At 67.3% G+C, this 12733-nt stretch carries 13 protein-coding genes, 1 tRNA gene and 1 pseudogene; 6 read left to right on the forward strand and 9 right to left on the reverse strand.

Going from position 1 to position 12733, the window contains the following annotated elements; translation table 11 throughout:
* Nucleotides 1–126: 126 nt before the first annotated feature.
* Together ACK5NO_RS12650 and ACK5NO_RS12655 are read left to right on the forward strand one after the other, a co-directional pair.
* On the forward strand, nt 127–2832 hold the full coding sequence (locus ACK5NO_RS12650) for a cation-translocating P-type ATPase (RefSeq protein ID WP_416813041.1): 2706 nt from the start codon (nt 127–129) through the stop codon (nt 2830–2832).
* Nucleotides 2829–3677: a formate/nitrite transporter family protein gene (locus tag ACK5NO_RS12655; RefSeq protein ID WP_416813042.1), complete on the forward strand. Its 849-nt coding sequence runs from the start codon at nt 2829–2831 to the stop codon at nt 3675–3677. The genes ACK5NO_RS12650 and ACK5NO_RS12655 overlap by 4 nt, the downstream gene beginning before the upstream one ends.
* Nucleotides 3678–3756: 79 nt before the next feature.
* Here ACK5NO_RS12655 and ACK5NO_RS12660 read toward each other — a convergent pair whose 3' ends face one another.
* Entirely contained in the window at nt 3757–4365 is a 609-nt protein-coding gene (locus tag ACK5NO_RS12660; protein ID WP_416813043.1) for a PadR family transcriptional regulator, read from the reverse strand.
* A gap of 83 nt (nt 4366–4448) precedes the next feature.
* Here ACK5NO_RS12660 and ACK5NO_RS12665 point away from each other — a divergent pair, with 83 nt between their 5' ends.
* Entirely contained in the window at nt 4449–5201 is a 753-nt protein-coding gene (locus ACK5NO_RS12665) for a YaaA family protein (RefSeq protein WP_416813044.1), read from the forward strand.
* A gap of 133 nt (nt 5202–5334) precedes the next feature.
* A complete protein-coding gene (locus ACK5NO_RS12670) occupies nt 5335–5991 on the forward strand; it encodes a GTP pyrophosphokinase (protein WP_416813053.1) in 657 nt (218 codons plus the stop codon).
* A 15-nt stretch (nt 5992–6006) separates the two neighbouring features.
* Here the strand turns inward: ACK5NO_RS12670 and ACK5NO_RS12675 are convergent, their stop codons facing one another.
* Genes ACK5NO_RS12675 through ACK5NO_RS12690 form a run of 4 tightly spaced genes read right to left on the reverse strand, consistent with a single transcriptional unit; the run spans nt 6007 to nt 9164 of the window.
* The gene (locus ACK5NO_RS12675) at nt 6007–6828 is read right to left on the reverse strand and encodes a histidine phosphatase family protein (protein ID WP_416813045.1); all 822 of its coding nucleotides are present in this window, start codon (nt 6826–6828) and stop codon (nt 6007–6009) included.
* On the reverse strand, nt 6825–7562 hold the full coding sequence (locus ACK5NO_RS12680) for a zinc ribbon domain-containing protein (protein WP_416813046.1): 738 nt from the start codon (nt 7560–7562) through the stop codon (nt 6825–6827). Before ACK5NO_RS12680 ends, ACK5NO_RS12675 begins: the two co-directional genes overlap by 4 nt.
* A gap of 24 nt (nt 7563–7586) precedes the next feature.
* A complete protein-coding gene (locus ACK5NO_RS12685; RefSeq protein WP_416813047.1) occupies nt 7587–8405 on the reverse strand; it encodes a Nif3-like dinuclear metal center hexameric protein in 819 nt (272 codons plus the stop codon).
* Between the two features lie 9 nt (nt 8406–8414).
* Nucleotides 8415–9164 (reverse strand): potassium channel family protein, encoded by a 750-nt coding sequence (locus ACK5NO_RS12690; protein WP_416813048.1) that lies wholly within the window; start codon nt 9162–9164, stop codon nt 8415–8417.
* Between the two features lie 92 nt (nt 9165–9256).
* Here ACK5NO_RS12690 and ACK5NO_RS12695 point away from each other — a divergent pair, with 92 nt between their 5' ends.
* Nucleotides 9257–9673 (forward strand): hypothetical protein, encoded by a 417-nt coding sequence (locus ACK5NO_RS12695; protein WP_416813049.1) that lies wholly within the window; start codon nt 9257–9259, stop codon nt 9671–9673.
* Between the two features lie 5 nt (nt 9674–9678).
* On the opposite strand, the gene ACK5NO_RS12700 is transcribed toward ACK5NO_RS12695, so the two are convergent.
* The 4 genes from ACK5NO_RS12700 to ACK5NO_RS12715 all read right to left on the reverse strand — a co-directional run bounded on the left by ACK5NO_RS12700 (nt 9679) and on the right by ACK5NO_RS12715 (nt 10953).
* Nucleotides 9679–9752, reverse strand: a tRNA-Val gene (locus ACK5NO_RS12700).
* Nucleotides 9753–9862: 110 nt separating this feature from the next.
* Nucleotides 9863–10015, reverse strand: a complete 153-nt coding sequence (locus tag ACK5NO_RS12705; protein WP_416813050.1) for a hypothetical protein — start codon at nt 10013–10015, stop codon at nt 9863–9865.
* Nucleotides 10016–10018: 3 nt separating this feature from the next.
* Nucleotides 10019–10474 carry a peroxiredoxin gene (locus ACK5NO_RS12710; RefSeq protein ID WP_416813051.1) on the reverse strand — a complete coding sequence of 152 codons (456 nt, stop codon included), beginning with the start codon at nt 10472–10474 and terminating at the stop codon, nt 10019–10021.
* Between the two features lie 2 nt (nt 10475–10476).
* Nucleotides 10477–10953: a DUF3052 domain-containing protein gene (locus ACK5NO_RS12715; protein WP_416813052.1), complete on the reverse strand. Its 477-nt coding sequence runs from the start codon at nt 10951–10953 to the stop codon at nt 10477–10479.
* Nucleotides 10954–11132: 179 nt separating this feature from the next.
* Between ACK5NO_RS12715 and ACK5NO_RS12720 the strand changes: the two are divergent.
* Nucleotides 11133–12733 (forward strand): annotated as a pseudogene (locus ACK5NO_RS12720) (pyruvate dehydrogenase (acetyl-transferring), homodimeric type); the annotation flags it as partial.

Genomic DNA, 12733 nt, shown 5'->3' on the forward strand with positions numbered 1-12733 from the left:
TACTTTACCTGGGCCTGACCGCCTGTGCGGTCCTAGATGGCGCGCGCTAGGTTGGTGCGCAGTGACGTGCCCGCCGGCACCGGGCTGTCCCCACCTCAGCCGACGGTCTAACAGAGAGCAGGCACAGTGTCTTCACCGTCCACCACCCGCGAGGCGTTGCCGTTCGCGGCGACTGGCGAGCAGGTCCTTGAGCAGCTGGGGACGAGCGCCGACGGGCTCAGTTCCGATGCGGCGGCCCAGCGTTTGCGCGAGCACGGTCCCAACGCACTTCCGGCTCCAGCCCGCCCGAGCGCGCTACGGCGCTTTATCGCGCAGTTCGACGACGTGCTCGTGTACATCCTGCTCACCGCCGCCGTGCTCAAGGCGTTCATGCAGGAGTGGATCGACTTCGCGGTCGTGCTCGCCGTCACGGTCATCAACGCCGCAGTGGGCTTCATCCAGGAGGGCCAGGCGGAAAAGGCGCTCGACGGCATCCGCACCATGTTGTCCCTCGACGCCCAGGCACTGCGTGACGGCGAGTGGGCCACAGTCCCCGCCGACGAACTCGTGCCCGGCGACGTGGTGCGCCTGCGCGGCGGAGACCGTGTGCCCGCGGACCTGCGTCTGCTCGAGGCCACCAATGTCCAGGTCGAAGAGGCAGCGCTCACCGGCGAGTCGATGCTCGCCTCCAAGGACACCGCCCCCGTCGGGGCCGATGCGGGGGTGGGCGACCGCTCCTCCATGCTGTTCTCGGGCACGATCGTCTCGACCGGCACGGCGATCGGCGTCGTGACCGCGACAGGGCTGGACACCGAGATCGGCCGCATCCAGCAACTGGTCTCTGAGGCGGAGGCGCTCGACACTCCCCTGGCCCGTCAGCTGGAGAGGTTCGGCAAGCAGCTCTCGCTCGGCATCCTCGTGATGGCTGGCGTGATGCTCGTGGTCGGCTCGGTCATCCACGACTTCGAGCTACCCGAGCTCGTCTCTGCTGCCATCGGTTTCGCGGTGGCGGCCATCCCCGAGGGCCTGCCTGCCTTGGTCACCATCACCCTCGCGTTGGGCGTGCGCCAGATGGCCTCCCGCAACGCGATCACCCGCAAGTTGCCGTCCGTCGAGACGCTCGGCGCGGTCACCACCATCTGCTCCGACAAGACCGGCACCCTCACGCAAAACGAGATGACGGCGCGCACCGTCGTGACCGCGAGCGCCGAATACGGCGTCGAGGGTCTGGGATACGCACCCGAGGGCGCAGTACTGCTCGATGGCAAGCCCATCGCTACCGCCGACTATTGCGACCTGCGAGCGCTGCTTGAGGCCGCATCGGCTTGCAATGATGCCCGGGTGGTCCAGGACGGTCAGCAGTGGCGCGTGGTGGGCCAGCCCACCGAGGGCGCCGTCGCGACACTTGCGCGCAAGGCCCAGGTGGACGTGAGCGGGATCGAGCGGCTCGCCTCCGTGCCGTTCGACTCTGCCCACAAGTTCATGGCGACACTCGACCGCATCGCCGAAGACGACGTGCGGGTGCGCTCCATGGGAGCCCCCGACCGACTGCTGGACCGATGCACGCACCAGCGGGGTGCCGACGGCCAGCTCGAGCCGCTCGACAGGGAGTTCTGGGATCGCCAGATCCTGCACCTGGGCTCCCAGGGCCTGCGCACCCTCGCGGCCGCCGAGCGCGCCGCCGCGGCCACCGACACCGATCTGGCGATCGATGACGTCGAGACGGACCTGGTCTTCTTGGGGTTGTTCGGCATCATCGACCCGCCTCGCCCCGAGGCCGTCGCCGCGATCGCCGCGTGCCACGCCGCAGGGATTCGCGTCAAGATGATCACGGGCGACCACGTGGGTACCGCAAGCGCGATCGCACGCGAACTGGGGATCGCCCCTCCCGAGGGCGAGATCGACGCCCTCACCGGCGCGGACCTCGAACGCATGAGCCAAGAGGAGCTGCGGGTCAAGGTCCAGCAGGTCGACGTGTTCGCGCGCACCAGCCCCGAACACAAGATCCGCATTGTCCGCGCGCTGCAATCGCACGGTGAGGTGGTCGCCATGACCGGCGACGGCGTCAATGACGCCCCCGCGCTCACCAGGGCCGATGTGGGTGTCGCCATGGGTATTAAGGGCACCGAGGCGACCAAGGAGGCCGCCGACATCGTCCTCGCCGACGACAACTTCGCGACCATCGAGCGCGCGGTCGAGGAGGGCCGGCGGATCTACGACAACATCCGCAAGTCCGTCATTTTCCTGCTGCCGGCCAACGGCGCCCAGTCGCTCGTGATTCTCATCGCTGTCATTGCGGGCTTCGCCCTCCCCCTGGATCCCCTGCAGATCCTGTGGGTCAACCTCGTGTGCGGCGTCACGCTGTCCCTCGCGCTCGCCTACGAGAAGGCCGAGCCTGGCCTGATGGACCGCCCTCCGCGTGGGTCCAGCGGCGCGGTGCTGTCCAAGAGTTCACTCCTGCACGTGATTGTCGCCTCGCTGATCATCGGCGGGGCCACGCTGCTGGTGTTCTTCATTGCCACGTCCAATGGCATGGAGCACGCACAGGCACAGACCACCGCCGTCACCATGCTGGTGCTGGGCCAAATCGCCTACCTGTTCAACTGCCGATTCCTCAACTCGACCGCGCTGACTCGCGCAGTGTTCACCGGCAACCATGTGATCTGGATCTCGGTGGGCTCGCTCATGGCATGCCAACTGGTGTTCACTTACGTGCCGGGAATGCACGCCCTGTTCGGTTCGGCGGCTATTGGCATCAGGGAGTGGGCATTCGCCGCGCTCTTCTCGCTGGGAGTGTTCCTCGCGATGGAGGGCTACAAGATGTGGGCACGATCAAGGGAGACCGCGCGATGAGCGACAGCAGAGACCTATTCCCCGGCAAGCACTTTGTTTCCACGGTGCTGGACTCGCTCGAGAAGAAGTCCTCGATGTCGGGCGACCTTGCTCGCGTCTACCTCATGCGTGCAGGCATGGCTGGCGCGATCATCGGCCTCATGTACATCACTGAGTTCGCTACCTTCGCGGCCTTTGGCCACGGCGAACTGTCGGGGATTGGGCACATGGTGGGCGCGGCCGTGTTCGGCTTCGCGCTGGTGTTCATCTACTTCTCGAAGTCCGAGCTGCTCACGTCCAACATGATGATCGTCTCGGTGGGGCGCTACTACCGGGCGATCACCGCCCTGCGCGGCCTGCGCCTGTTGGGGCTGTGTTACCTGGGCAACTTCCTCGGCGGCCTGGTGGTCGCCCTCGTGGTGTGGGGCTCGAGCCTGGGCGCGGGTGAGGTGGGCGGCTACATCACCGACACCGTCGACACCAAGCTCGCCTACCTCACTGAAGGTGCCGCGGGGTGGTCCGACCTGTTCATGCGCGCGATCCTGTGCAACCTGATGATCAACCTCGGCATGCTCATGGTGTACAACGGCATGATCCAGAACGACCTCATGAAGGCCGTCGCCATGATCTCGACGGTGTTCGTCTTCGCCTTTGTGGGCTTTGAGCACTCCGTGGCGAACACCGTGCTGTTCACCATCGCCGCGTTCGAGGGCGGGCTCGACTGGGGACTGGCGGCCCTCAATCTGATCATCGTCCTCATCGGCAATCTCATTGGCGGCGGGTTGCTGATTGGCTGGTACTACGCCTACGCCAACGACGACCGCCGCCACCTATCCAAGCGCGCTCGCGGCGTGGTCGAGGACTAGGCGTCGCCACTGGCAACACGCGAATGCGCGGCGCTGGGGTCGACTCTCGTCGAGCCCGTGCGCCGCGCACAGGCGCTGGTCAGTCCTCGGCGAGCAGCCGGTACATGTCCTTGCGTGCGCTCGCGAGAATCTCGGTAGCGCGGGCGGCGACGTCGTCTGAGCGCGAGGTCCGCAGCACGTGGGTGACGGCGTCAGCGAGGCCGCGCAACTCCCCCATCGCCTCGCGATGCCCCGTGCGTCCACGGCCCGCAGTGAACAGGGCCTCCGCATCGGGGGCGTGCTCGTCCACCCAGGCCCGGCCAGTGTCGGTCAGCGACGCGGTGCGCCTGCCGTCCACCTCCTCGACGACGATGAGTCCCTCGTCTTGGAGCACCTGCAGGGTCGGATAGATCGACCCTGGGCTCGGCGCCCACGCGCCCTCGCTACGCTCCTCGATCGCACGGATCAGGTCGTAGCCGTGCCGTGGCTGCTCCGCGAGCAACACGAGGATTGCCGCGCGCACGTCTCCGCGACCGCGGCCTCCCCTGCCGCGACCACCACGGCCACCCGGACCGCCCGGGCCGCCATGCCCACGCCCACCGCCAGGACCGCCGGACCCGTGACCGGGGCCACCGTGGCCTCCGCGGTGATGGCGCGCAGCCTCGTGGGGATCCTCGGCCCAGCCAAATCCATAGTTCTCGTTTCGCATGTCGAACTCCCTTCGATATGTTCCGACAGATTGACGATATATCGCGATATGAGTCGTGTCAACATGGCCGTACCCTGGTCGGCGTGTTGATCCTGCTCCCACCGTCCGAGGGCAAGACGCCCGCCACCACCGGCCCTGCCGTCGCCCTCGAAACGCTGTCCCATCCCGAATTGAGCAGTGCGCGCCGCGAGGTAGCCGATGCGCTCGCTAAAGTCAGCAACAGCCCTGATGCCTGTGCCGCGCTGGGAGCCGGCGCGTCCCTCGCGCGCGAAGTAGAGCGCAACCGCACGCTGTGGACCGAGCCGACCGCGCCCGCAGCCCAGGTCTACACGGGCGTGCTCTACGAGGCGGCAGACGCCGCCCATTGGGACGCTCCCCGCCTCGCTCGCGCCGCCGAGCGCGTGCGGATCGTCTCCGCCCTGTGGGGTGCCGTAAGCCCCGCGGACTGGATCCCCGCCTACCGGCTGTCCATGTCGACAAGCCTCGACCGCATCGGCCCGTTGGCGGCGTATTGGCGCACCCACCTGGGAACCGAACTGGGAGCCCTCGCCGACGGCAAGATCATCGTGGACTGCCGCAGTGCCGCCTATGTCGCGGCGTGGAGGCCCGCTGGCCACACGCACCTGTCGGTGCGCGTCGAGCGCGACCTGAACGGCACACGCACCGTGGTGAGCCACATGGCCAAGCACACACGCGGCTTGCTCACCGGAGCGCTCGTGGACTCCGCCAGGACGCCCGAGTCTCCCGCCGACCTGGCCGATGTCGCACGCGGCCTGCCCGGAGTCATCGACGTCGCGATCGCGGACCGCGAACTGACCATCGTGCTCGCGGGCTGAAAGCGCTCCACCGGGAACAAGACGAGCCCCGTACACGTCACTCCATCGAGGCGTTATTGCGCCCACCTTCGCCGACGACAGGACGTTCATGACCGAGCAGACCACCGCCGACCCCATTGGTGCGATGTCGACGATGGCCACCGCCGGGCCAGGCCACCTCACGCCCGACCGCATTCGCGAGGCCCGCAAGGACGTCCAGCGCTTTTTGCTGCACTACGAGTTTGGCCTGCGCGAGATCGGCACCAAGATCGAGATCCTGCGCGACGAGTTCCTGGAACTGCACGACTACAACCCGATCGAGCACGTCACGAGCCGAGTGAAGTCCCCCGAGAGCCTGCTCGACAAGGTCGCGCGCAAGGGCATCGGTCGCGACCTCGACTCGATCCGCGAGGCCGTCACCGACATTGCTGGGGTCCGCGTGACCTGCTCGTTCACCTCCGACGTATACCGGCTGTTCAACCTGCTGACCCAGCAGGACGACATCGCCGTGCGCTCGGTCAAGGACTACATTGCGAACCCCAAGCCCAACGGCTACACGAGCCTGCACGCCGTGGTCGAGGTGCCCGTGTTCCTGTCATCCGGCCCCGTCTCTGTGCCCGTCGAGGTGCAGTTCCGCACCATCGCGATGGACTTCTGGGCAAGCCTCGAGCACAAGATCCACTACAAGTACGCGGGCGACGTACCCGAGCGGCTCACGGAAGAGCTGCGCTCGGCCGCCGATACCGCTGCGGCGCTCGACAGCCAGATGGCCCGCCTCCACCGCGAGATTCACGGCGACCCCGCCTCCTGACGTGCCACATGCCTGCTAGTGCGTGGGCGCGCCCAGGCACAGCAGGTGACGCTCGGCGATCTCGCCGTCCGAGCGCACGCGCAACTGGAGCAAGGTCACGGATGCTGGCGAGGGCCAGATCGATCCCCAGTGGCTCACATCCATGCCCATCGAGACACCGACCGCTGACTTGATCGCGACGGCATGCGAAGCCACCGCCCACGCGCGCGGCTCGTCGGCGCCGTCAGTGCACAGCTGGGCGTGCTCGCGAGCGACCTCGCGCAGGAACTCGTCGAAGCGCGCGCCGACGTCCGGAATCGACTCTCCGCCGGGAGCCGCGAGTGACCCAAAGCGCCAGTCATGGATGTCATTGCCAAAGCGCTCAGCGATCTGGTCGCTCGTGAGCCCCTCCCAGGTGCCAAAGTGCACCTCGCGCACGCGCGGCTCGGTCTCGACATGAGCGCCGATGCGCCGGCCAATGGCCGCACCCGTCTCCTGGGTACGGTTCATGGGTGAGGCGAAAACTCGGCTCACGTGCGGCACGCGGTCCCAGGTGCGACGCCCGATGCTGTAGACCGCATCGGCCGCTTTGGCGGCTTGGATTCGTCCCTGGGCGTTGAGCGGCGGGCCAGCGGTGCCCGAGCCCGACAGTTCGTGGGTGATCGTCATGTCGGTGACGCCGTGGCGCACCAGCACCATGGTGAGCGGGCTCACGAGGTCGCCGTCGGCGATGGCAAAGAGCGACCGGCCCCGCGTCGCGATGGTCTCGACGGGAGCATCGTGGCCGCTGTGCGCGGCGACCGAGTCGTCGTACTCGGGACCCGCGTCGGGCCCCGTGTCGTGCTCGTGCGTACTCACGCGGTGTCCGTACGCACCAGGATGCGCCCACACTCCTCGCAACGCAGCACCTGGTCGAAGGGCGCGGCCTCGATGGCGCGCAGGTCCGCGGGATTGAGCTTCATGTGGCAGCCCAGGCACGTGGTGCCCTCGAGCGCCGCGGCACCCACTCCCCCGTGCTGGTCGCGCAGGCGCTCGTAGAGGGCCACCAAGCCGGCGTCGAGCCCCGTCACTGCGACCTTGCGGTCATCCCTGGCCGCCTCGATCTCCTCATCGATCGCGCGGCCCTCGACGTCGCGAGCGTGCTCCAGTTCGCGCGTGCGCTTGGCAATCTCCTCGCGGCGCGCGCCCACCTCGGCGAGAGCGGCCTGGGCCACCTCGAGCCGCTCCATCACCTCGAGCTCGACGTCCTCGAGGTCGCCCAAGCGGCGGGTGAGAATCTGCAGTTCCGCCTGCAGCGCTTGCAGGTCCTTCGCGTTGGTGCCACCCGTCGCCAGGCGCTGCTCGTCGCGCTCCTTGCGGGCGCGCACCGACTGCACGTCATCTTCGGCCTTCGTGACTTCGCGCTGGAGATCCGAGACCTCCGTGGCACGCGCCACATCCTCGCCTTCAAGGCTTGCGTCTTCGTCGGCTAGCGCCTTCAACTGCGCGAGCACGGGCAGGGTCGCACGCTTGTGCTCGGCCTGCTGGATGCGCAGGTCAGCATCCTGGACGTCGAGAAGCCGGATCTGGTCAGCGGCGGGGGCGGTGGGCACAGGTGTCCTCCGTAACGGGAAGGGTTAGGCGCTAAAGCGCGCGGTCCAAGGGTCAGTCGAAAGGGTCGAGACTACGGTGTCCACGCCTGCGGCATCTGCCACATGCTCCGCAGCGTCGTCGAGCCACAGCCATTCAGAGGCGTAGTGGGAGACGTCGACTAGGTAGGGACGGCCATCGCCGAGCTCGGCGAGCTCGCGCGCTTCGGTGGCCGGGTGGTGGCGAAGATCGGCAGTGACGTAGACGTCGGCGCCGCTCGAGCGCACGGCATCGAAGAAGCCGTCGCCTGCGCCGCCCACGACCGCGACGGTGGTCACGAGGCCCTCGAGTTCGCCGGCGACGCGCACGCCGTGCTCCGTGGGAGGTAGCGCCTTGGCCACGGCCTGCGCAAACTCACCAAGGGTGAGCGGACCAGCAAGCATGCCGATGCGCCCGGTACCTTCCGCGTCGGATCCCGGCGCGGGCAACAGGGGCGTCGAGGTCGCGAGGCCGACCGCGGTCGCGAGGGCGTCGCAGACACCCCCGGCAGCCGCATCGGCGTTCGTGTGGGCGTTGTACAGCGCGATGCCGTTGCTAATGAGCCGATGCACGACGGCACCCTTGGACGTCGTGGCCGCGACGGTGGTCACTCCACGCAGCAAGAGCGGGTGGTGCGTGACGATGAGGTTGGCGCCCAACTCGATCGCCTCGTCCACGACCGCGAGCGAGGGATCGACCGCGAAAAGTACCTTGTCGACCTGAGCCGCAGGGTCCCCCACGGTCAGTCCGTTGACGTCCCAGGATTCTGCGAGTTCTGGACGGAAGCGGGATTCGAGGATCTCCGCGATGTCAGCGACCGTGGCCATGCGCTAACGCTACTGCGGTTTGTGAGGCTTGGACTGCGTGAGCGAGTCGAGCTTGGCCTCGAGGCTCGCGATGCGCTCGACGAGTTCGTCGTGACGCACCGTCGCGCGCTCCTCGTCGTCCAGTTCGTCGCCCTGCGACGTGAGCCGCACGAATGCCGCCGCAACGGACGCGGTGACCACACCGATGAGTGCGATACCGACGAGCATCATCAGCACCGCGATGACGCGCCCCTCGACGCTGATGGGGGCGAAGTCGCCGTATCCGACGGTGGTGACCGTCACGATTGCCCACCACAACGCATCGCCAAACGTGTTGATCGCCGAATCCGCGACGGGTCGCTCCGCAGCTAGGACGGCGACCGATCCGATCCACAGCAGCAGCACCACGGACATCCCGACGGCCTGCATGGTTTGGAGCCTGCCCTTGCTGGTGGCGAAGGCGGCCGACTGGGTAAAGGTCGTGAGGATCTTGAGCGGACGCGCCGCAGGGATGACGACTGCCACTACGTCGATGGGGTGCGTCCACAGGTAGCGCCACGACTTCTTGGAGATCACCGTGCGCACGATGATGTCCACCAGGAACACAATCCAGATCCACGTTTGGACTACCAGCAGGGTGTTGCGGATCCCACCGGGTAGCGACGCAAAGAAGATGATGCGCGTGGACCAGGTGACGAGGAAGACGAAGGCGAGCACGGCCATCCAGTGATCGGTGCGCTTGGCGTAGGCGTCGTACTTGTCGCCCATCGGCTCGGCCACGGCTGGTCCTCCTCCGGTTCACTGCGAGGGCACCAGGATAGGGGCACGAGCGGCGCCAGCGCCGCCCCGTGCTCCTGTGGTTGACTCGCTGCATGCCCACGTCAGTCAGCGCGAAGGCCACCCTCGTCGACCGTCGGCTCTCACTTGCCGCAGCGTTCCTCTTTGGCGCCGTCGTGATGGCGATCGTGTCGGGAGTGCTCGCGCTGTCGGACTACCCCGGTGCGCTCGACGAGCCTGGCGACCCCGTGGGCCTCGCTGCGGCCCGTGGGGCCCTACGTGCAGTGGGCGGGCTCATGACGTTCGGGCTCGGCGCGCTCGCATGGCAGACCTTCACCGGCCGTGACGCACGCACGGTGCGCGCCACGGCGCTGGTCGTCCTCGGAGCCGCGAGTGCCGCGCTCTTGGCCGCGGGGCTGATGATCTCGGCTGCGGTGGTCGCCGGCGTGGCGGCCTGCGTCGCCATCGCCACCCGGCGCCTGAAGCGCGCTACTCGGGATCTCCATGCCTGATGAGGTGGGCCCTGCCGGACTCGAACCGACGACACCTGCGGTGTAAACGCAGTGCTCTAACCAACTGAGCTAAGGGCCCGCGGCCACCTGCGTGGCGCATCGGCCGTTGCGGGTGTGAGGCGAGACTTCCGCCGCAGCAACCCGCTACGTGCACTGCATGAGCATACTGGCGATGGAGCTGCTGCGCGGTCAGGCGACGGACACGAAGCCAAGCCGTGCGTACAACTGCCGCGCCGCGATTGCCGAGTCGTCCACACGAAGGCCAACAGGCGCATCGGCGGTCTGCAGGACCCGGCGCACGAGCGCCCGCAGGGGTGCGGCAACGAGGACCGCGCTGCCCACCGATCAGTCGAGCTCGGCGATAGCTTCGCGGTAGTCGTCGATCTCTCGCGCCTGGCCCGTGGGGTTCACGACCGACCAGGCGAGGTCACCCTGGGCGTCGATGAGGAAGGTGCCACGCGTCGCGAGGCCCTTCTGCTCACTGAAGACGCCGTAGGCGATCGACGCCTCGCCGTGCGGCCAGAAGTCGCTGAGTAGTTGGCCGCCGTAGCCGTGGGTGTCCGCCCACGCCTTGAGCGTGTAGATCGAGTCGCACGACACCACGATGACCTCGAGCGCACGGTCCTTGGTCAGGTCAGGCGCGTCACGCAGCTCAATGAGTTCGTTGGTGCAGGTGTCGGAGAATGCAAAAGGAACGAACACCAACAGCACCGCCGATCCGCGGAAGTCGCTCAACGCCACCCGCCGACCGTGCTGATCCGTCAGGGTGAAATCGGGAGCCGGTGTCCCCACCTCAGGCACGGTCACTTGCTACGGCCCTTTTCGACCAACTGGGTGCAGGACCAGCCTTCACCCACCACGAAAGTGGAGGTCGCGTGCAAGCCCGCAAGGGAGGATGACTCTTCCACCTCGCCAGGCAGCACGTGGCCAGTGGTGCCTGCCTTGGGCGTCAGCAGCCACACGCCGCCGCCGTCGTCGAGCAAGGACTGCACGTCCATGAGCAAGTCTGCGAGGTCGTCGTCGCCGTCGCGGAACCACACGATCGCCGCATCGGTGACGTCGCCGTACTCCTCGTCCGCGAGCTCCTCGCCGGTGAGATCGGCGATCGCCGTGCGAAGGCGTTCGTCCGCGTCGTCGTCGTATCCGAATTCCTGGATGACCATTCCACGCTCGAAACCGAACCGGTCAAGGATTCCTGCGTCTACGGTGCGGGCACCGTCTTCAGTCGCCACGGTGGCGATGCTCCCTTCGTTGGCGATGCGCGCAGGGCGCGCGGGCATGTCTCACAGTAGAGGGACTGGCCGGGGCGTGGCAACGGCACGGAGCACGCACAGCAGACGGATAGGCTGGGGTGACAATCTCGCCAGAAGTGTCCACAATGGCGAGAGCGGCGGCTGATCCGCCCCCACCCACACGTTTGCACGGCGCACCACCCCTGCGCCCAAAAGAAAGGTCACCGGTGGCACAACACGGCGAGGTTGACAAGGACCCGAACGAGACCGGCGAGTGGCTTGAATCGCTGGATGGCCTGATCGACAGCAGTGGCGAGTCCCGCGCCGAATATGTGCTTGACCGGCTCATCGACCACGCCGCGACCAAGCAGTTGTCGGTTCCGCTGAGCCTGAACACCCCTTACGTCAACACGATCCACGCTGACGACGAGCCCGCCTTCCCTGGCGACGAAGAGATGGAGCGCCGCTACCGCGGTTGGATCCGTTGGAACGCCGCCGTCATGGTGACGCGCGCGCAGGCAGGCGGCAAGGGCGTGGGCGGTCACATCTCGTCCTACGCCTCCGTCGCCACGCTGTACGAAGTGGGCCTGAACCACTTCTTCCGCGGCAAGGATCACCCCGGCGGCGGCGACCAGGTGTACTTCCAGGGCCACGCGGCCCCCGGTGTGTACGCCCGCGGCTTCGTCGAGGGACGCTTCAACGAACAGGACCTCGACTCGTTCCGCCAGGAGAAGTCCGGCGCCGGTCGCGGCCTGTCCTCCTACCCCCACCCGCGTCTGATGGACGACGTGTGGGAGTTCCCCACCGTGTCCATGGGTCTTGGCCCCGCATCGGCCATCTACCAGGCCTGGACCAACCGCTACCTGCAGATGCGCGGCATCAAGGACACCTCGCAGCAGCACGTGTGGGCGTTCCTTGGCGATGGCGAGATGGACGAGCCCGAGAGCCGCGGCATGCTGCAGCTCGCCGCCAACCAGAACCTCGACAACCTCACCTTCGTCGTCAACTGCAACCTGCAGCGCCTGGACGGCCCGGTGCGAGGCAACGGCAAGATCATCCAGGAGCTCGAGGCGTACTTCCGCGGCGCCGGCTGGAACGTCATCAAGGTCATCTGGGGACGTAGCTGGGACCCGCTGCTCGAGCGTGACGAGGATGGCGCCCTCGTCAACCTCATGAACACCGTCCCTGACGGCGACTTCCAGACCTTCCGCGCCGAGTCCGGCGCCTTCATCCGTGACCAGTTCTTTGGCGGCGACCCGCGCGCCAAGGAGCTCGTCAAGGACATGACCGACGACGAGATCTGGGCGCTCAAGCGCGGTGGCCACGACTACCGCAAGCTCTACGCCGCGTACCTCAAGGCCACCACGCAGGCCAACGGCAAGCCCACCGTGATCCTCGCCAAGACCATCAAGGGTTACGGCCTGGGCTCGAACTTCGCCGCCCGCAACGCCACGCACGGCATGAAGAAGCTGGCCGCCGCCGACCTCAAGGTCCTGCGCGACACCTTCGACATCCCGTTCACGGACGAGCAGCTCGAGGCCGACCCGTACCACCCGCCGTACTACCACCCCGGTTTCGACGACCCCGCGGTCAAGTACATGCTCGACCGCCGCAAGGACCTGGGCGGTTTCGTGCCCGAGCGCCGTGACCCCAACAAGCAGATCGCGCTGCCTGAAGACAAGGCATACGAGCTGCTCAAGAAGGGTTCCGGAAAGCAGGAGGTCGCCACCACAATGGCGTTCGTCCGGCTGTTCAAGGACTTGGTGAAGGACAAGGAGTTCGGCAAGCGGATCGTGCCGATCATCCCGGACGAGGCCCGCACGTTCGG

The organism is Demequina sp., from assembly GCF_047975725.1.
Classification (GTDB): domain Bacteria; phylum Actinomycetota; class Actinomycetes; order Actinomycetales; family Demequinaceae; genus Demequina.